22 protein-coding genes are annotated in these 16587 nt (G+C 44.4%); 1 reads left to right on the top strand and 21 read right to left on the bottom strand.

From position 1 onward, the window contains the following. Positions 1-71 precede the first annotated feature (71 nt). Positions 72-794, top strand: a complete 723-nt coding sequence (locus NUW02_01850) for a hypothetical protein (GenBank protein ID MCR4274772.1) — start codon at positions 72-74, stop codon at positions 792-794. A 261-nt stretch (positions 795-1055) separates the two neighbouring features. On the opposite strand, the gene NUW02_01845 is transcribed toward NUW02_01850, so the two are convergent. The 21 genes from NUW02_01845 to NUW02_01745 all read right to left on the bottom strand — a co-directional run bounded on the left by NUW02_01845 (position 1056) and on the right by NUW02_01745 (position 16455). Beyond that, the gene (locus tag NUW02_01845; GenBank protein MCR4274771.1) at positions 1056-1295 is read right to left on the bottom strand and encodes a type II toxin-antitoxin system HicA family toxin; all 240 of its coding nucleotides are present in this window, start codon (positions 1293-1295) and stop codon (positions 1056-1058) included. A 6-nt stretch (positions 1296-1301) separates the two neighbouring features. Beyond that, positions 1302-1586 (bottom strand): hypothetical protein, encoded by a 285-nt coding sequence (locus tag NUW02_01840; protein MCR4274770.1) that lies wholly within the window; start codon positions 1584-1586, stop codon positions 1302-1304. Positions 1587-1734: 148 nt separating this feature from the next. Beyond that, a complete protein-coding gene (gene dnaJ / locus NUW02_01835; protein ID MCR4274769.1) occupies positions 1735-2817 on the bottom strand; it encodes a molecular chaperone DnaJ in 1083 nt (360 codons plus the stop codon). Between the two features lie 129 nt (positions 2818-2946). Then, positions 2947-3204, bottom strand: coding sequence for a GIY-YIG nuclease family protein (locus NUW02_01830; protein ID MCR4274768.1), 258 nt, complete (start codon positions 3202-3204; stop codon positions 2947-2949). Positions 3205-3230: 26 nt separating this feature from the next. Further along, complete coding sequence (locus tag NUW02_01825; GenBank protein MCR4274767.1) at positions 3231-3374, bottom strand: hypothetical protein; 144 nt, start codon at positions 3372-3374, stop codon at positions 3231-3233. 41 nt (positions 3375-3415) lie between these two features. Further along, entirely contained in the window at positions 3416-5305 is a 1890-nt protein-coding gene (dnaK, locus tag NUW02_01820) for a molecular chaperone DnaK (protein MCR4274766.1), read from the bottom strand. 34 nt (positions 5306-5339) lie between these two features. Beyond that, positions 5340-5918 (bottom strand): nucleotide exchange factor GrpE, encoded by a 579-nt coding sequence (locus tag NUW02_01815; GenBank protein ID MCR4274765.1) that lies wholly within the window; start codon positions 5916-5918, stop codon positions 5340-5342. An 85-nt stretch (positions 5919-6003) separates the two neighbouring features. Beyond that, positions 6004-6426, bottom strand: a complete 423-nt coding sequence (gene rpsI, locus NUW02_01810) for a 30S ribosomal protein S9 (protein ID MCR4274764.1) — start codon at positions 6424-6426, stop codon at positions 6004-6006. A gap of 1 nt (position 6427) precedes the next feature. Further along, positions 6428-6769, bottom strand: a complete 342-nt coding sequence (gene rplM, locus NUW02_01805) for a 50S ribosomal protein L13 (GenBank protein MCR4274763.1) — start codon at positions 6767-6769, stop codon at positions 6428-6430. A gap of 4 nt (positions 6770-6773) precedes the next feature. Continuing rightward, positions 6774-7127, bottom strand: a complete 354-nt coding sequence (gene rplQ, locus NUW02_01800) for a 50S ribosomal protein L17 (protein ID MCR4274762.1) — start codon at positions 7125-7127, stop codon at positions 6774-6776. 6 nt (positions 7128-7133) lie between these two features. Next, positions 7134-8117 carry a DNA-directed RNA polymerase subunit alpha gene (locus NUW02_01795; GenBank protein MCR4274761.1) on the bottom strand — a complete coding sequence of 328 codons (984 nt, stop codon included), beginning with the start codon at positions 8115-8117 and terminating at the stop codon, positions 7134-7136. A 26-nt stretch (positions 8118-8143) separates the two neighbouring features. Further along, positions 8144-8761, bottom strand: coding sequence for a 30S ribosomal protein S4 (gene rpsD / locus NUW02_01790; protein MCR4274760.1), 618 nt, complete (start codon positions 8759-8761; stop codon positions 8144-8146). Between the two features lie 12 nt (positions 8762-8773). Next, the gene (gene rpsK, locus NUW02_01785; GenBank protein ID MCR4274759.1) at positions 8774-9205 is read right to left on the bottom strand and encodes a 30S ribosomal protein S11; all 432 of its coding nucleotides are present in this window, start codon (positions 9203-9205) and stop codon (positions 8774-8776) included. Positions 9206-9223: 18 nt separating this feature from the next. After that, the gene (gene rpsM, locus NUW02_01780) at positions 9224-9604 is read right to left on the bottom strand and encodes a 30S ribosomal protein S13 (GenBank protein ID MCR4274758.1); all 381 of its coding nucleotides are present in this window, start codon (positions 9602-9604) and stop codon (positions 9224-9226) included. Between the two features lie 107 nt (positions 9605-9711). Continuing rightward, a complete protein-coding gene (rpmJ, locus tag NUW02_01775; protein MCR4274757.1) occupies positions 9712-9825 on the bottom strand; it encodes a 50S ribosomal protein L36 in 114 nt (37 codons plus the stop codon). A gap of 149 nt (positions 9826-9974) precedes the next feature. Beyond that, positions 9975-10229, bottom strand: a complete 255-nt coding sequence (gene infA / locus NUW02_01770; protein MCR4274756.1) for a translation initiation factor IF-1 — start codon at positions 10227-10229, stop codon at positions 9975-9977. Positions 10230-10237: 8 nt separating this feature from the next. Continuing rightward, entirely contained in the window at positions 10238-11536 is a 1299-nt protein-coding gene (locus NUW02_01765; protein ID MCR4274755.1) for a hypothetical protein, read from the bottom strand. Between the two features lie 31 nt (positions 11537-11567). Continuing rightward, positions 11568-12800 carry a hypothetical protein gene (locus tag NUW02_01760; GenBank protein MCR4274754.1) on the bottom strand — a complete coding sequence of 411 codons (1233 nt, stop codon included), beginning with the start codon at positions 12798-12800 and terminating at the stop codon, positions 11568-11570. Between the two features lie 36 nt (positions 12801-12836). After that, positions 12837-14576, bottom strand: coding sequence for an alanine--tRNA ligase (locus tag NUW02_01755; GenBank protein ID MCR4274753.1), 1740 nt, complete (start codon positions 14574-14576; stop codon positions 12837-12839). A gap of 2 nt (positions 14577-14578) precedes the next feature. Further along, positions 14579-15847, bottom strand: coding sequence for an insulinase family protein (locus NUW02_01750; protein ID MCR4274752.1), 1269 nt, complete (start codon positions 15845-15847; stop codon positions 14579-14581). Continuing rightward, positions 15844-16455 (bottom strand): uracil-DNA glycosylase, encoded by a 612-nt coding sequence (locus NUW02_01745; GenBank protein MCR4274751.1) that lies wholly within the window; start codon positions 16453-16455, stop codon positions 15844-15846. Before NUW02_01745 ends, NUW02_01750 begins: the two co-directional genes overlap by 4 nt. Between the last annotated feature and the right edge of the window lie 132 nt (positions 16456-16587).

Below are 16587 nucleotides of genomic sequence, written 5' to 3'. Positions count from 1 at the left end.
AGACCGTATCCGTTGCAAAATCACATAAACGTAGTCAAATCTAGGGTGGCCAACGCCACAGGAGAAACGTCATGATCGCATGGATTCTTACCGTCGTCATCGTCGGATTCCTCACCATCAAGTACTTCGAGGACTGGTTCGGAAAGAAGTTCCGCAACAACAAGCTGGTCAAGAAGAATGGTGGGTCGGACGAAGTAGCGGAGACCTTGAGTTTTATTCTCCTCGTCCTGATGATTTTCGTTCCCCCGTTCTTCATCGAGTACCCGCGGATTCCCGCGCTCGTCACGGGAAACTATTGGATGGAGGGAATGCCCGTCTCCTTCGAGAATGGTGTTCTCACTCCGCATCCGTGGGGCGCATGGAGTGTTTCGTGGGCCCCGCGGACCAGGAGTCTGCCGAGCGACAGGATCTATATGGGTCAGCTTGGGTCGGGCGGTGAAGGCGTCTCCAATCGAGTTCGCAACCCAAATATCGGGTGGGTTGTGGAGGCCATGCACGTGAGCGCCTACGTCGACGACCACCAGACGTTCTACTCTACTCCGGGGCGACAAGATTTCAAACCAGAAAACAAGGAGGTCGCCAAGGAAATCGCTTCCGTGTTCCTCGACGCGCTCGAAGCAGAGAGGGATTCGCGGCTTGGAGAAGTTGCAAAGCTCTCCAAGAAAGAGTTCTTGGAGCAGTCTCTCTCCAGTGAAGACCTGCAAACCTCTGCTGAAATCACCCGGCGACTTGCAGGTTCACTCAACGGCGTCAAGATTCAGGTGTGGCGCGAGCTCAAGCTCGCTATCAGGTAACACAACAGCAATGTGGTGCAACGAGCGCTCGGGAATTTCCCCGAGCGTTTTCTTTTTATAAAAATCCCCAGCGAACATGGGGTCAATTGGACCATTCAACTTCCAACTCCTAACGCCCAACCTCCACTACTTTAAAATCTTTCTAAAATGAGTCCTTTTTGGTGCTTGACACAGGGAACGGGTCATCTATTATGGAGATATTCCGAGGAAAAGGTACTTCATATGGGCGCGTCCCTATACGGTGCCTTTTCGTTCATAGCATTATTTTTTCTTCCCCCTTTTTAAAAACGCAAGATACTCTTTTCTAGAAACACTCAATGTTCGGAGATTGTTGAGAATAATAAAAGCAGGTAACGCAGTATCGCGTGGAATAATAACAGGACGCGCTAGACCTTTCTTTGCATAGACCCGATGGTCACCTTTTTCACGCACAAATGTACACCCAATCGCCAGAAGGAATTTTTCAAACTCCTTCCAGTGTGTTGAGCCGATTCCGCCCATATAGTTTTATGCGAACGCAGGAATGCGTACGTTCATTGTTTGGTGAGACACAAGAGGTGGTTGGAGAACATTTCGTACCTTTTTCCAACCGAGATCGGTGAGTACCTGCTCAAAAGTACCCTTCTCTTCAATTTCTTCAAAGAAAATTTCTACAAGTTCCATGAATTTGCTTTGAACATCTCGTTTTGATTTGCCACTCGTTGCAATATCAAGGGCGGGAGAGTATGCAACATAGCGTTTCCCCTGCTTTGAGATATTAATACTTAGTTTTAGAGATTTTGAAATAGGCATATGTGTGGTGTTGAAATCTATACTACGTTTAAACGCCTCCTTCTGTCAAGCTATACTATATATGTATGGCGTGACTTTATCAAAATTTTATCTTTGTTATTTGAAATTCTCTCCCCCCGCATACCAGCTACCAACTACTAGCTACTATTTACAGTCCCTCTTTTTTGAGCTCCTCAATCAACTCGCGGGCTTTTTTTGTCAGCTTCTCAGGCATGAGGAAGTGGACGGTGATAAGCAATGAACCTCGTTTGTTGTCGCCGTGAGGCACACCTTTTCCTTTTACTCGAAGCACTTGATTTGGCTTCACGCCTGGAGGAATGGTGACATCAATACTGCCGTCGAGTGTTTCAATCGTCTGTACCACGCCCATGAGCGCATCTGAGAGCTTGATGTTTAAATCCATGAGTAGGTCACTTCCCTCTTTGGTGAATACTTTGTGCGACTCAACATGAATTTTGACGTATAAATCACCAGCAGAACCGTTTTGGATTGCTTCACCTCGGCCCGTGAGACGAATCATTTCTCCATCTTCAATACCCGCAGGCACGGCAATGCGTACTTCTTCCTGTTCTTTTACAATACCCGCACCCTTGCACTTGTGGCACGCTGTTTTATATTTCTCACCGACTCCCCTGCACGTACTGCATGTGGTAACCGTTTGGAATGTGCCGAAGAGAGACGTTTTTGTTTCTCTGATTTTTCCTTTGCCGTTGCAGGTGGCGCAGATATCTTTTGAACTTCCTGGTTCGCCCCCATTACCAGAGCAGACACTGCACGTGGAGTTTTTGGTGACGAGTACTTTTCTTTCTGTGCCGAAAATAGATTCCTTGAATGAAAGCTCTATATCAATGGATACATCTCGTCCTCGACGGGTTCGATTGCGCATACCTCCGCCGAACATGTCGCCAAAAATATCTCCTAAATCAAATTCAAAACCGCCTGCGTTTTGGCCTTGTGTAAACTGAGAGAAATCAAAACCATCAAACCCAGAAAATCCTTGTGGACCTCCTCCGGCATTGTTGGCAAATGCGCTTCCGTACTGATCATATTGAGAACGTTTTGCATCGTCCCCGAGTACGGAGTATGCCTCGTTTATTTCTTTAAACTTTGCTTCGTTACCTCCCTTTTTGTCGGGGTGGTGTTCGTGGGCAAGTTTGCGAAACGCCTTCTTAATCTCGTCCTGTGACGCGTTTCGTTCGATTCCGAGTACGTTGTAATAGTCCTTAGACATCACATTAGAAATAGAAAATGCAGGGCATTTTCGTCGTTATCGTCTGTAATCTGGTGTGTGTAATCATACTCTTAATTCTATCTGAATGTGAGAAAATATAACTGTGAAATTTCTAACGTGATAAATGGTTTACATTAGAGATAGGAAACGCCCAATGCGCTGTTTGATAAAACGTTCACCACCACCCGTTTTGAGGTATTTTTCTCGTGCTCGTGCATCTTGTTCATTTTGGCAGGCTTCATAGTATATGATTTTCCAGGGTATATATCGCTTTGTCCAGTAACTTTTGCCTTCGTTGTGTTGTTTTAGGCGTTTCCGCAGGTCATTCGTACTCCCAGTATATAATCGATTTGTTTTTGAACTTTGGAGTATGTAGATGTAGTACATAACTGAAAGATCTCTAACGTGATAAATTAGTACGGGTTTTGTCGGCGTTTCTGTTGTACTTTTTGAAATCGTGTGCGGGCTGTTCTGTCTGCACTGCGCGCAATAAATGTGGATGGCGTGCGGTACGTCGGTCGTCCCTTCTTTGAGCCAACCTTGGAATGGACTTTCATATAAAGTGGAAGTTAGAGGTTAGAAGTTAGACGTTGGAAGATTAGTCCTTTTTCTCACCAGTGTCTTCCGATTTGACGTCGGTGGGTGGAGTTTCTTCCGCGTTGGTCTGCGTACTGTCTGCAGTTGTCTGCGTTTTACTCATTGCTTCACCAATCTTTTGCATTTCAGTTGAAAGCTCTGATGTGGATGTCGTGATAGATGCAACGTCAGTTCCTTCAAGTGCCTTCTTGAGTGCGTCTATTTTGGTACGAACACCTGTTACAACATCGCTTTGCAGTTTGTCACCCGCATCAAGAAGCGCCTTATCTGCTGTTGCGATAAAGTGATCGGCATTGTTGCGTGCATCGGCAAGTTCCTTCTTTTTCTTGTCTTCGTCAGCGTGTTTTTCTGCGTCTGCCTGCATGCGCTTAATATCGTCGTCAGAAAGTGCTCCACTTCCTTCAATTTTGATGGATTGCTCTTTGCCCGATGTTTTGTCTTTTGCCTTCACCATAAAGATACCGTTTGCATCAATATCAAAGGACACTTCAATTTGAGGCATACCTCGGCGTGATGGTGGAATACCGTCCAAAATAAATCGTCCAAGTGTGCGGTTGTCTGTTGCCATTGGTCTCTCACCTTGCACCACGTGAATTTCGACGGATGTTTGGTTGTCTGATGCAGTTGAGAATACTTGTGATTTACTTGTTGGAATTGTTGCATTCTTATCAATCAATTTTGTGGCAACACCGCCGAGTGTTTCAATACCAAGTGAGAGTGGTGTGACATCAAGTAAGAGCACATCACGAACGTCCCCTTGGAGAATGCCCGCTTGAATAGCTGCACCAACAGCCACCACTTCGTCAGGGTTAATGCTTCGGTTCGGTTCCTTGCCAAAATACTCTTTCACGGCGTTTTGAATTGCCGGCATACGTGTCTGTCCTCCGACGAGTACCACTTCATCAATTTCAGCAATTTTGAATGGCGAATCACCCATCACTTGCTTGGCAATTGTGAGTGCACGGTCAACAAATTCTTGTGCGATTTCCTCAAGTTTTGCCCGTGTGATTTTGAGAAGTAAGTGACGAGGACCAGAACTGTCCGACGTAATGAAGGGAATGTTGATTTCCGTGTCTGTTGTTGTAGAGAGCTCGTGCTTTGCCTTTTCTGCCGATTCATCCAAGCGCTGAAGTGCGAGCGGGTCTTTTGAAATATCAATACCACTTTCCTTTTTAAACTCATCCACAATGTAGCGAACAATCTTTTGGTCAATATCGCGCCCACCGAGGTGACTGTCTCCTCCTGTTGCCTTTACTTCTACAACCCCGTCACCCACTTCAAGAACGGAAATATCAAATGTTCCTCCTCCGAAGTCAAAGACAACAATTTTTTCGTTTGTTTTTTTATTTAAACCGTATGCGAGAGCTGCGGCGGTTGGTTCGTTGATGATGCGTAGTACTTCAAGACCTGCAATTTTGCCAGCGTCTTTCGTTGCTTTTCGTTGTGAGTCGTTGAAGTATGCAGGTACGGTAATAACGGCTTCGGTGATGCTCTCACCGAGTTTTGCTTCAGCATCGGCTTTGAGTTTTGAGAGAATCATTGCCGACACTTCTTCTGGACGGTAGACGCTGTCGTTCATTTTGACACCCGCTCCCCCATCGTCTGTTTGTACAATTTCAAAGGGCACCGCGGTCTTTTCTTTCTTGACTGTATCCTCATCAAAACGGTGTCCCATGAGGCGTTTGATGCCGTAAATGGTATTGCGAGGATTCGTGACGGCCTGACGACGCGCAATAAGACCTGCGAGTCGCTCGCCCGTCTTTGAGATGGCTACCACAGACGGTGTAGTGCGTCCTCCTTCGTTGTTTTCAACAATACGAGGCTCACCACCTTCCATCACTGCCATTGCGCTGTTTGTTGTTCCTAGATCAATACCAAGTACTTTTCCCATATGTTTGTAATAAGCTTAATTGCTTGATAATGGATTATTCAAAATGACCAACACTGACTTTCGGTGCACGAATGAGCTTTTCGTGTAGTTGGTATCCTTTTTGTGTAACGGCAATGATTTTACCCTCTTGGTCTGCACTGTCAACAGAAACGGTCTCTAGTGAGTCGTGTACGTGTGGATTAAACTGTTCACCTAGTGGCGAGAGCTGTGTGACGCCGTGATTCGCAAGGATTGAGAGGAGTTGGCTGTAAATATATTCAACGCCACGGCGCCAACTTTCTGGTGCAGAATTCCAATGTTCGGTGTTTTGGAATGCCATATCAAAGCTGTCCAATACTGGAATGAGTTCGGTAATGACATCTTCTGTTGCAAGAGACACCACTTTGCGGCGGTTGGTATCGGTCTCTTTTTTGAAATTGATAAGGTCCGCTTTTGCTCTCTGCCATCCTTCAAGGTATTCCTGACGTTCTTTCTGACACGCTTTGAGTTCCTCACGGAGCGTCTTAATATCTTTTGCGTGAAATGACGAAGCACCTTCTGACTCCACCTCTTCAAAAGTGACCTCATTGGTATCAATTTCAGGTTTTGGAGTATCTTTTTTGTGGTGTGTCATAGAAAGATATCAGATAAAAGATCACGGGGGTGACGAAAGGTAATGTGTCGGCACGCGAGAGCGCACCGGAGTAAGCGTTAGTACTCTAACGCTTACTCCATTGTGGTGCACGGCGTGCCTTGCGGAGACCTGGTTTCTTTCGTTCAACTTTACGGGCATCACGTCTGAGATAGCCAGCAGCTTTAAGGGCGGCTCGAAATTCTGGATTGAAACGAAGAAGTGCTCGGGCAACTCCCAATCGGATTGCTTCAGCTTGTGCTCGGATACCACCACCTGCAACCTTTGCAGTGATAGATGCTTCTTTCATTTCAACAACGGTCAACGGATCGGTCACACTGTGGTACAAATCAGGAACTGGAAAAAATTCTTTGTACGGTCGGTCGTTCACCGTAATGGTACCCTTGTGGTTTGGAATGACACGAACACGCGCATGTGCTTCTTTTCGACGACCAATGGTCTCGATGTAGCGTGTGTCTTTCTTTTTTGTTGTTTCGGTTTTTGTAGCCATATTATTCTTCTAACGTTAGGTGCTTTAACATTTGAGCACGAAGTTTGTTATGTGGGAGCATACCGTACACGGCCTTGCGGAGTGCTTCCCCATATCCTTTTTGATTTACCACTGCCTCAAGAGTGCGTCGGCGGAAACCACCCGGATACTGCGTGTGGTGTGTGTAATCTTTTGTGCGCAACTTTGTCGCCGAAATGGCCATCTTAGACACGTTGATGACTTTTAGCTCGTGCTTTGGATACGTGTTTCGTGCGTAATCAGGGGCATCTTTTCCTTGCAAGATACGGGCAATCTCAGAAGCGAGACGACCCAATTTTTTGTCTTGTGCATCAAGTGTTTTCATACAATTATACAAATGAAATTACTCCCTGTGGTGCCGCATCACTCGCACGTGTTTCAACCTTTGTGATGCGTGTGTAGCCACCCGGACGGTCTGCGTACGTCTTTGCTCGTTCAATGAGTTTGTCGGTAATGTTGTGGTCCGTGGTACCAAGGGTCGAAATAAGTATTCGACGATTGGCGAGTGTTGGGTTTTTGGCCTTCGTAAGCAGTTTTTCGACAAACGGTCGTATTTCTTTTGCACGAGGAAGAGTCGTCTGCATTGAGCCGTGCAGAATGAGTGAGGACGCCAAAGAGCGCATCAACGCCAAGCGCTGGTCCTTTTCTCGTCCGAATTTTCGTTGTACGTTACCGTGTCGCATACATTTTTACTGTCGGAGGATAATACCATAATTTGCAAGGGCACGGCGAATTTCCTGCAAACCCTTGTCTCCAAGACCTTCTACTTCCAATAAATCTGCCTCTTTCTTTCGTACCAAACCGCCAACAGTGCGGATGTTTGCGGATGTGAGCGCGTTTTCGGTTCGTGTTGAAAGACTGAGTGATTCAATGCGTGTTTTGAGAAATTCCTTTGTATCGTCTCCGGCATCTCCTGCGTGGTCTGCTGTTTCACCAGCGTCTTCTCCGGCGCGGGATTCTTTGACAATTTCTTCTTCAAAATTTTCTTCCTGGAAACCAACAATGGCACGGAGTTGCTGAATCATAGTGTTGATTGAACGTTCAAGCACGGCTCGTGGAGTAATCGTACCATCGGTCTCAATAAACATTTTGATACGGTTGAAGTCTGTTCGGTCACCAACACGCATGTTTTCAACCTCGTAGGTTGCTCGGCGAATAGGTGTGAATGCTGCATCAAGCACAATCGTTCCAATTTCAATGCGGTCGCGGTGAAGATTTTCTTTTGGAACATATCCCAAACCTTTTTCAACAGTCATTTCAATAGACACACTGTTTTTTCCCGTGACTTCACAGATATATGCGTCTGGATTTAAAATCGTTAATTGTCCAGGAAGTGTAATATCTTTTGCGGTAATTTTTGCAGGACCTTTTGCAGTCAAGGTGACTGTTTGAGGTTCCTCGGTAATCATTTCAAAGCGAATTTGCTTGAGGTTGAGCAAAATATTTACCACATCTTCTTTAACTCCGTCGATTGTTGAAAATTCATGAGGCACACCGTCAATTTTGACCGCAGTAATTGCCGCACCTGGAATAGATGAGAGAATAATACGACGGAGAGAGTTACCAAGTGTGTGACCATACCCCGGATACAATCCGTCAATTTGGTACATACCCGCATGACCTTTCTCAGTAATAACCTTCGGCTGTGATGGCAAGTGTATTGTATAATCCATAACTAAATCGTTACATTACTAAACGTTTATCGAGAATAAAACTCAATAACCGCATTTAAATTAAAACCTGGCTGTAGTAATTCGAGGGATGGAATTCCGACTATTTTCCATTCCTTCTTTTTTTCATCTAATGAAATCCAATTAGGCATTGTTGCTGTTGACGTCTTTTCATCACCCTCTTTTGAAAACAGTTTTGATGTTTGGCTACCTTCGCGAACTGAAAAAACGGTTCCTTCAGATACTTGGTGGGATGGAACACGCATGCGCTTGCCGGCAATAGCAATGTGTCCGTGAGATACCATTTGGCGTGCCGCACGGTGTGTTGGAGCAAGCCCAATGCGGTAGACGACGTTATCGAGGCGTTGCTCAAGGCGAGCAAACAAAAGCGCTACGGGATTGCCCTTCTTTGCCATTGATTCTTTCACGTATCGTGCAAATTGGCGTTCTGAAATACCGTAGTGAAAACGAACACGCTGTTTTTCTTTCAGTGCTACGTTGAACGCAGAGATGTTTTTGCGATGCTTGTCTTTTGGTGCGGCCTTTTTCTTTCGTGCCTCAGACAACGCAAAACGCTCTGTTTGAGCTTGCTCATATACAGCGGGACCAAGACGGCGTGCGATTTTGAATTTTTTCGGTTTCAACATGGTAAAAAAAGATTACACACGACGTGGCTTTTTAGGACGTGGACCATTAAATGGAACGGGCGTCTTGTCTTGAATAAAAGAAATAAGTGCTCCACTTTTTGCAACAAGAGAACGAATGGCTGATTCTCGTCCCGAACCAACACCTTTTACAATGACACCGACTTCACGTACGCCAATTTGTTTTGCGCGTTCTCCGATGAGCTCGCCAACTTTAGCTGCGGCAAATGGTGTGCCTTTTTTTGCTCCTTTAAAACCAAGTGAACCGCTTGATGACCACGTAACAACCTTTCCATCCAATGACGTAAGCGCGAGTTTCGTATTATTGTAGGTAGCCTCAATGTGCACAACGCCTTTATCAAGCTTTTTACGTGCGAGTTTGGATCCAGCACCTTGTGCCGACCCCTCAGTTCCTCCCGCTTTTGTTGCAATGCGTTTTTTACCCATATAAATATAAAAATATGACTATTTGAGTTCAACCTTACGTTTTCCTGAACCCATAGTCTTACGTACGTTTCCACGAACTGTTCGTGAGTTTGTTTTTGTGCGTTGACCACGAACTGGCAAACGACGACTGTGGCGCATACCGCGGTATGAACCGGCATCCTTCAAACGCTTAATGTTTCCGGACACTTCTCGTTTTAAATCACCCTCAAGAACGTATCCTTCGAGTGCTTTTCGGATTGCGTTTTCTTCTTTTTCTGAAAGGTCTACAGCTTTTTTGTCTGCAGGCACTTTGGCTACAGCAAGAATTTTGAGTGCTCGTGCACGACCAATACCGTATACCGCGGTCAAGGCGAACTCCATCTGCTTTTTATCAGGAAGTGTAATTCCAGCGATTCTCATACTAGCTTTTTAGCTTATTTAGCTTCGTTAGCTTATTAGATTTAATATACATTTAATTTTTGTTTGCTTCATAAAGCTACAAGCTAATGAAGCTACGGGCTGTCTGACTATCCTTGGCGCTGTTTGTGGCGAGGGTTTTCGCACACAACACGAAGATGTCCGTTGCGACGGACGAGCTTACATTTGATACAGCGTTTTTTAATAGATGACTTGACTTTCATATAAAACTGTTTTCTGTTGTCTGACTCTGTAAAGATACAAAAAGGCGTCTAGTCCAGACGTCTTCTGAGACACATTCGCCTCAAACGATAAGACCTGAACAGAATAACACAATCATTTTCAGGGCGCAACACCTTCCCTATCCCCATGGCTATAATCTTCGAATTATACGTGGTTTTCCGCCGTAGAGGTCTACAAGAACCTCAACTCGGTCTCCAACGATGATTCTGATGCGGTGAAGACGCATTTTTCCTGCCAAATAGCTGATAACAAGGGGTTTTTCTTCTCCTTCACCGAGGGCAAGGTTTACTGATGGTTTATCAAGCTGAATACGAAAATGAGCGTTTGCAAGTGCTTCAACAACAATTCCCTGCATTATTTCGGAGCCTTCTGGTTGACGTGTCATGAATAGAGCTATTCGGTTGATGTAAGAATTTCAATCTTTTCAGCATTTGCCGGGAATGACATTCGCCAGATTGGGCGCACTACTATCTCAGCACTTTCGATTCCAGGATATGTGGCAATAATCTCTTTTGCAGATGATTTACTTTTCCCTGCGATGTCACCCGCAAGTTGTTCGGCGTCGTATTTCCACACAAGGTCAGTGGCTCCCATAATTTTGAATTCAATTTCAGAAAGAGTTGAGAACTTGGTTGAGGAAGCGGTGGGCTCGATTGAAAGAGCGCTTGGGTCTTTAAAATACACATCACTACCGTCGTACCCAGATACCATAACTCGGGCAACCATCGCGCCTAATTTTGTTTCGTCAACGGCAATCAGTGAGGCACTTCCCTTTACGCGAACTGAAACTGACGAATCGCTCGCCCCGTCTGCGTTCGGTAATGTCTGAAATGCTGTTTGGATTGTTGAAGAAACAGGAAGGAACCCTGCAGGAACTGCCCCAAGTATTTCTTGTTGAAGGGCGGTTTGGAGTTCAGCGGTAAGTTCGTCGTATGCCTTCTTTGTGTCTGCAGAAGATGCTGTTTTTACCGTTCCAGCAAATCCTCCGGTCATTGGAGTTTTTGAACGAGCGTAAAAGCCTGCAAAACGTGGATCATTCTGTTCTTTGAAAGCTGGAATGGTAAAATCGCTCAAACCAATGTTGTATTTTTCACCAGCAGTATCTGCAAATACCTCCGCTTCAATACTTCCCGGAACAATTTCACCTTTTTCATTTTTGTGCTGACCGGGAATGGTGATTGATTCCTTGATTCGGTACACAAGACCTTCCTGTGTTTGAAATCGTGTGTTAGTGATGAGTTTTTGTGTTTTTTCGTCAAAGTTATTGTACACCACAATTGTTCCTGATGCGGGTCGTTCAACGCGTTCTTGCCCCGTTGCAGAGACTTCTTTACTGGATTCTTTGTCAAGAGTAATAACATCAAAACCAACCTCAGTATCAACCGGTGCCAATGATGCTTTAAAAGAGTGATCAAGATTTACGAGAACTGATTTTGGATGAATGGTTACTTGTCCACTGGCAAAGAGTGCACTTGCACCAAAAAATACAAGAAGTACGGCGACAGCGATACCTCCCCAGAGGAGATACAATTTTGGCCCCTTTCCTGAATGTGGCATATTTCGTGGAGGTAGTGTTACACCAAAATTTTCCGGCGATATGTTCACGTCATCTCCCCGTGACGAAAACGTCTGAGGTCGTTCAATAGAAATGTTACGAATTGATTTTTTCTCTGGTGGTACAAAATCCTGCATATAATAAAATACGACTTATAGTAATGTTCTTTTATTGTACTCCCCTTTTGCCTTTCGCCATAGCAATAGTTTTGTGGATATAGAGAGATGAGAATATAAGAAGTGGATGCGAAAGTTGAACGCCTTCTCGAACGAGGCAAAAGGATTTCAACGCATCAGTTGTAAGTGTGGTAACTACAAGCGGAGATCCGGTGCGTGGATTGGTAATTTTATTTGTGGGTATAAAGAGTTTTTGTACCAGCACAAATTCGGAGGATTCTCCGAGAATAAATGCTGATGTGGGAATACCACCACCCTGTTCAAGTTCAAGAAGAGTTTTTTCAAAGAATGTTCTCCATTCACCCTCCGCCTTTTGTGCGGCTTCTGTGTACAACTTTGTGATTTTGGTATCCAACTTGTTTGCTTGAAGAGAGCGTACTGCTCCAAGTGTTTCACTTGAAAGAATGTTGGCGGAATGTGAAAACGAACGAAGAGCAGAATGTGTTCCGTATGGAAATGAGGCGGTTTCTTTAAGGGTTCCATTACGAACAACAGATACATCAGTTACTTCTGCGGATACATCAATAATTAAAAAGGTATTTTCTGTTGCCAACATGTCTCGTATGCCAAAAAATTCCATTGTTGGAGCACAGTGGTGTGTAAATGAAATGTTTGAAAAGAACCGAGAAATACTTTCTTCAACATAGAGGCGAAATTGATTTGAGATTGCTCCTGAAGAAACAGAAAACGAGATGTGTTTTGCCTCTTTTCCAATTGGCGTATCAACAGCGTACCCATTGAGGCGTATACCAACAATGCTTTGTTCTAAAATATACACAGCATCTTTTTCGTCGGTAACCACAGCATGGAGCGAATCGGTTGGGGTGTATTGTTTTACCAGTTCAGGTAGCGTTTTGTCTGTTATGATGATTGGATTTTCTTTTTCAATGTTGACTTCCTGTGTTTGAGAGATGTACCACGGAGAACCATACACACAATAGATGTGATCAATGTGGCCATGCTGTACTTTTTGTGAAGAAACATATGGAACACCTTTGGTAACAACCCCATTACATGCATCCACAAGTGCCTGCAGTGTTGTCGCAGTACATCGTTCGTGGTTGGGTGTTTCTTGAAATGGAATCACTTTTGAAACACTGTGCACAATGAATGGTTTATTTTGTGGGTACACAAGAAGAAGCGCTACGTGTACCGCACCACTTTCAATACAGCACACAAGAAAGCTACGCTCATCTTGTTTTTTTGCTCCCGATAAAAAAGACATAAAGGACATGTTGCGTATAGTGTAGCATCTTCTACGCTACTCAAGCACTGCTTTAATTCGCCGTACGCCAGATGAAACAGCTTCTTCTTTTATTATTTTAAAGTAGCCGAGTTCACTTGTGTTGTGTACATGTGGACCACCGCAGAATTCTTTTGAATACGCACCTTCAAGTGAATCGCCGATGTAATAGATGGAGATAGTGTCCCCATATTTTTCATTGAATGCATGACGTGCGCCTGTTGCTTCCGCCTCGTCACGCGACAGCATCACTTGGTGTACGGGCATACTGTCTTTGATTTTTTCATTCACAATTTCTTCAACGCGTTTCCTTTCTTCGTCGGTCATTTTTTGAGGATGTGAGAAGTCATACCGAAGGCGCTCAGGTGTAATGTTACTTCCCTTTTGAGACACGTGTTCACCCAACACATCATAGAGTGCTTGATTGAGAAGATGTGTTGCTGTGTGGAGTCTGACAACCTCCGGCGAATCGGCGTCGGCGAGCCCGCCTTTGAATTTCTGCTCAGCACCTGCACGGGACACCTCCTGGTGTTTTTTCATCTTCTCCCTGAACTCCATTTCGTTTCTTTCTTCACCTCGCTCGCGCGCAAGTTCTTGCGTAACTTCAAATGGAATGCCGTATGTTGTAAAAAGTACAAATGGGTCTGTCCCCTTTTTCTCTTCCATAAGCCCTTTCTCTATAGTGGCTCTGAACTTACGAATCTCAAGACTGATTACTTCTTTTACGGCCTCTTGTTGAGACTTGTTCATATATACTGGGTATAGATCCATCACTACTTGTGCAAGAACATTAAAATTTTTACTGCCATAATCTGAATCTAAGGAGAATGCCTTTGTTGCAGCTCTTCTTATAAGTCTTCGAACCACATATCCACGATCTGTATTTGAAGGAGTAACGCCGTCAGCAATCATAAAAACAGCAGCCTTAATATGGTCGGCGATTATACGTTGTTTTTGCTCATCGCCTTTTGGAGTAACCTCCATAAGCGGTGCAAACAGGTCAGTTTCAAACACATTTTGTTTTCCTTGTAGGACGGTTGCAAGACGCTCAAGTCCTGCGCCTGTGTCTACGTTTTGTTGTACAAGTTTTTCAATAACTTTTCCATCACGACGCTCATATTCCATAAACACATCATTCCAAATCTCAACAACGCGCCCGGTATTGGTTGCTCTCACAAATGCATCATGTCCAACAATCTCTCCTTGCTCTGGTTTCAGGTCATAAAACATTTCAGTATCAGGGCCAGAAGGACCATTGTCTCCAGGACTCCACCAGTTGTCATCTGCACCTAAGAAAAAGATATGCTCTTCGGAAACGCCGGCATCTTTCCATGTTTCAAACGATTCAGTATCTTGTGGCGCATCATCATTGCCTTCAAAACACGTCACGTACAAACGTTGAGAATCTAATCCGAACCCCTCATCTTTTGACGTAAGTAATTCATAACTCCATGCGATTGCTTCTTTTTTAAAATAGTCGCCAAATGACCAGTTGCCGAGCATTTCAAAAAAAGTAAGGTGTCGGTTATCACCCACATCATCAATATCTCCCGTACGCACACACTTTTGAATATTGACAACCCGTTTTCCTTTTGGATGTAGTGCGCCGAGAAGGTACGGCGCAAGTGGTTGCATGCCCGCAGTCGTAAATAGCGTTGAAGCATCTCCCTCAGGGACAAGGGAGGCAGACGGAATGATGGCGTGACCCCGCTTTGCAAAGAATTCTAGGAATCGTTTTCTAATTTCTTGTGAGGGCATAGTTAAACCTTGAGAATACGTTTCAATCTCGGTGTGTTTTTGACGGGTCCCACGGTGGCAAGATTGAGATTGTTATTTCTAAAAATCTCCCGAGCAACTTTCTGTACATCTTTCGCAGTAACCGCCGAGATTTCTTTGAGCGCTTCTTTTGGTGTTTGAATTTTTTTACGAAGAATTTCTTGTTCACCAAACCAGTTGGCAACATCATCTGATGACTCAAGTCCCATCTGTGTGCGTCCCATGATGATTTCTTTTGCTTTTGCAAGCTCCACCGGACCAACTAACTCATTTTTTATTCGACGAACTTGGTTGAGTATCTCTTGCAACACCTCCTCAAAACGCTTTGTATCAACACCAGAAGCAATTTTGAAGACGCCCGTATCGGTGGATGTTTCATCTCCAGCGCGTACGTAATAGCACACACCCATTTCATCCCGCAACTTTCTAAACAAACGTGAACTCATACCGCGACCCAAAATTGTTGCAAGCACTTCAAGTGTTGGAATTCGTTTATCAAAAAGGTCAAATGAGCGAAACCCGAGAACAAAGTGTGTCTGGTCTGTTTTTTTTGCTTTCAATAATAGTTGGGGTGTTTTCTGGTGCTCTTTTGTCTTAGCACGCGGAACATATTTCGCCTTGGGAAGATGTGAGAAATATGTCGCTATTTTTTTCTCTGTTTCGGCAACTGAAACGTTTCCTGCAACAACAACCGTTGTCTTTGGCGCAATGTAATGTTCATTTCTGTAGGTAATAAAATCTGGACGTCTAAATCGAAGTAAATTTTCTTTTGGACCAATAATCGGACGTCCTGCGGGCTGATCTTTGTACATAAGTTTTCCAAGAACGTCGTGCACAATTCGTTGTGGCAGGTCCTCATACATATTCAATTCTTCAATAATGACACCCCGCTCTGTTGTAATATCGTTTTTCGGTAGAAGTGGGTCTAAATATAAGTCCGAAACGATTTCAAGAATACGGTCAAATTGGTGCGCACGTCCTTTTGCCCAATACCCCGTAACCTCGTCACCAGTAAACGCATTGCTCTCGGCTCCCAATGAGTCAAGCTCGTGTGAAATATCACCCGAATGGGGTCGTTTGGAGGTCCCTTTGAAACATATATGCTCAAGAAAGTGAGAAATACCGTTCATGCGTTTGTTTTCATATCGAGAACCCGCTTCAACGAGCACCATAACGGTTACTGTTGGATTGTCTTTCATGGGCGCAACAACGATACGCATGCCGTTCCTGAGTACTTTTTTGTGGTATTTCATAGATAGTTTTTTAGAATTTCTATATCTGCTTTGTGTGTAGGAAGTAATGCCCGCGAGTACAGCGCCGAAGCGGGATGGTATAGAGGAACAATATCCACAGTCCCGTATGATGCTGTAGCAGTATACCTTTTTCCATGGGCTTTGCTAATTGGTTCAATTTGATTTTGGAGTCCAAGACGCTCCATAACATACGCCATAGAAAAACGCCCGAGTGTCGCTATCACTTTTGGTTGAATAATTGCAATTTGTCTGTCAAGAAAAGGACCGTACAAGGCAATTTCTTCAGGTGTCGGGTCTCGATTTTCTGGAGGACGGTCTTTAACAATGTTGGTGACATATACAGCGTCGCGATTAAGTCCAATGTGTGTGAGTAATTCGTCAAGAATTCGTCCTGCGGCTCCACAAAATGGTTTTCCTTTTTCTGCTTCATTTCTCCCCGGTGCTTCACCAATAAACATAATAGAGGCGAGGTGACTTCCCTCTCCAATAACAGGAAAATACTTATTTCGTGTTCGGTATTCGTACAGAGGTGATTGTGTGAACACAAGAAGTTCATCACGAATCGCTCGCATACGTTCTGTTTTATTAAAATCACCCAATGCTTTCATGAGACGATTTTATCACAAAAATGTTTGGTCTTTTCTACCTCCCCTCCACCACTCCTCTCGTTTTCACACCAAAGTAGCCGAGTGCGGGAGTAATACCGTGTGCAATCTGGAATTCAATAAGTGCAGCTTGTG

Source organism: Candidatus Campbellbacteria bacterium (genome assembly GCA_024653945.1).
In the GTDB taxonomy this organism is placed as follows: domain Bacteria; phylum Patescibacteriota; class Minisyncoccia; order Phycocordibacterales; family EsbW-18; genus EsbW-18.
Note: the sequence above shows the minus strand (reverse complement) of the source record. Positions and strands in the feature narration are given on the sequence as shown.

Bases quoted from the DNA above. Each gene is read 5' to 3' on its own strand.
- rplM (MCR4274763.1), bottom strand. From the start codon at position 6,769: ATGAAAACACTTGATGCACAAGACAAAAAATTGGGTCGTCTCGCTTCT.
- rpsI (MCR4274764.1), bottom strand. From the start codon at position 6,426: ATGGCTACAAAAACCGAAACAACAAAAAAGAAAGACACACGCTACATC.
- NUW02_01845 (MCR4274771.1), bottom strand. From the start codon at position 1,295: ATGGGCGGAATCGGCTCAACACACTGGAAGGAGTTTGAAAAATTCCTT.
- NUW02_01825 (MCR4274767.1), bottom strand. From the start codon at position 3,374: ATGAAAGTCCATTCCAAGGTTGGCTCAAAGAAGGGACGACCGACGTAC.
- dnaJ (MCR4274769.1), bottom strand. From the start codon at position 2,817: ATGTCTAAGGACTATTACAACGTACTCGGAATCGAACGAAACGCGTCA.
- NUW02_01745 (MCR4274751.1), bottom strand. From the start codon at position 16,455: ATGAAAGCATTGGGTGATTTTAATAAAACAGAACGTATGCGAGCGATT.
- rpsD (MCR4274760.1), bottom strand. From the start codon at position 8,761: ATGTTGAAACCGAAAAAATTCAAAATCGCACGCCGTCTTGGTCCCGCT.
- NUW02_01815 (MCR4274765.1), bottom strand. From the start codon at position 5,918: ATGACACACCACAAAAAAGATACTCCAAAACCTGAAATTGATACCAAT.
- rpmJ (MCR4274757.1), bottom strand. From the start codon at position 9,825: ATGAAAGTCAAGTCATCTATTAAAAAACGCTGTATCAAATGTAAGCTC.
- infA (MCR4274756.1), bottom strand. From the start codon at position 10,229: ATGACACGTCAACCAGAAGGCTCCGAAATAATGCAGGGAATTGTTGTT.
- NUW02_01755 (MCR4274753.1), bottom strand. From the start codon at position 14,576: ATGCCCTCACAAGAAATTAGAAAACGATTCCTAGAATTCTTTGCAAAG.
- rplQ (MCR4274762.1), bottom strand. From the start codon at position 7,127: ATGCGACACGGTAACGTACAACGAAAATTCGGACGAGAAAAGGACCAG.
- NUW02_01850 (MCR4274772.1), top strand. From the start codon at position 72: ATGATCGCATGGATTCTTACCGTCGTCATCGTCGGATTCCTCACCATC.
- rpsK (MCR4274759.1), bottom strand. From the start codon at position 9,205: ATGGGTAAAAAACGCATTGCAACAAAAGCGGGAGGAACTGAGGGGTCG.
- NUW02_01750 (MCR4274752.1), bottom strand. From the start codon at position 15,847: ATGAAATACCACAAAAAAGTACTCAGGAACGGCATGCGTATCGTTGTT.
- NUW02_01795 (MCR4274761.1), bottom strand. From the start codon at position 8,117: ATGGATTATACAATACACTTGCCATCACAGCCGAAGGTTATTACTGAG.
- NUW02_01760 (MCR4274754.1), bottom strand. From the start codon at position 12,800: ATGTCTTTTTTATCGGGAGCAAAAAAACAAGATGAGCGTAGCTTTCTT.
- rpsM (MCR4274758.1), bottom strand. From the start codon at position 9,604: ATGAGAATCGCTGGAATTACACTTCCTGATAAAAAGCAGATGGAGTTC.
- NUW02_01765 (MCR4274755.1), bottom strand. From the start codon at position 11,536: ATGCAGGATTTTGTACCACCAGAGAAAAAATCAATTCGTAACATTTCT.
- dnaK (MCR4274766.1), bottom strand. From the start codon at position 5,305: ATGGGAAAAGTACTTGGTATTGATCTAGGAACAACAAACAGCGCAATG.
- NUW02_01830 (MCR4274768.1), bottom strand. From the start codon at position 3,204: ATGTACTACATCTACATACTCCAAAGTTCAAAAACAAATCGATTATAT.
- NUW02_01840 (MCR4274770.1), bottom strand. From the start codon at position 1,586: ATGCCTATTTCAAAATCTCTAAAACTAAGTATTAATATCTCAAAGCAG.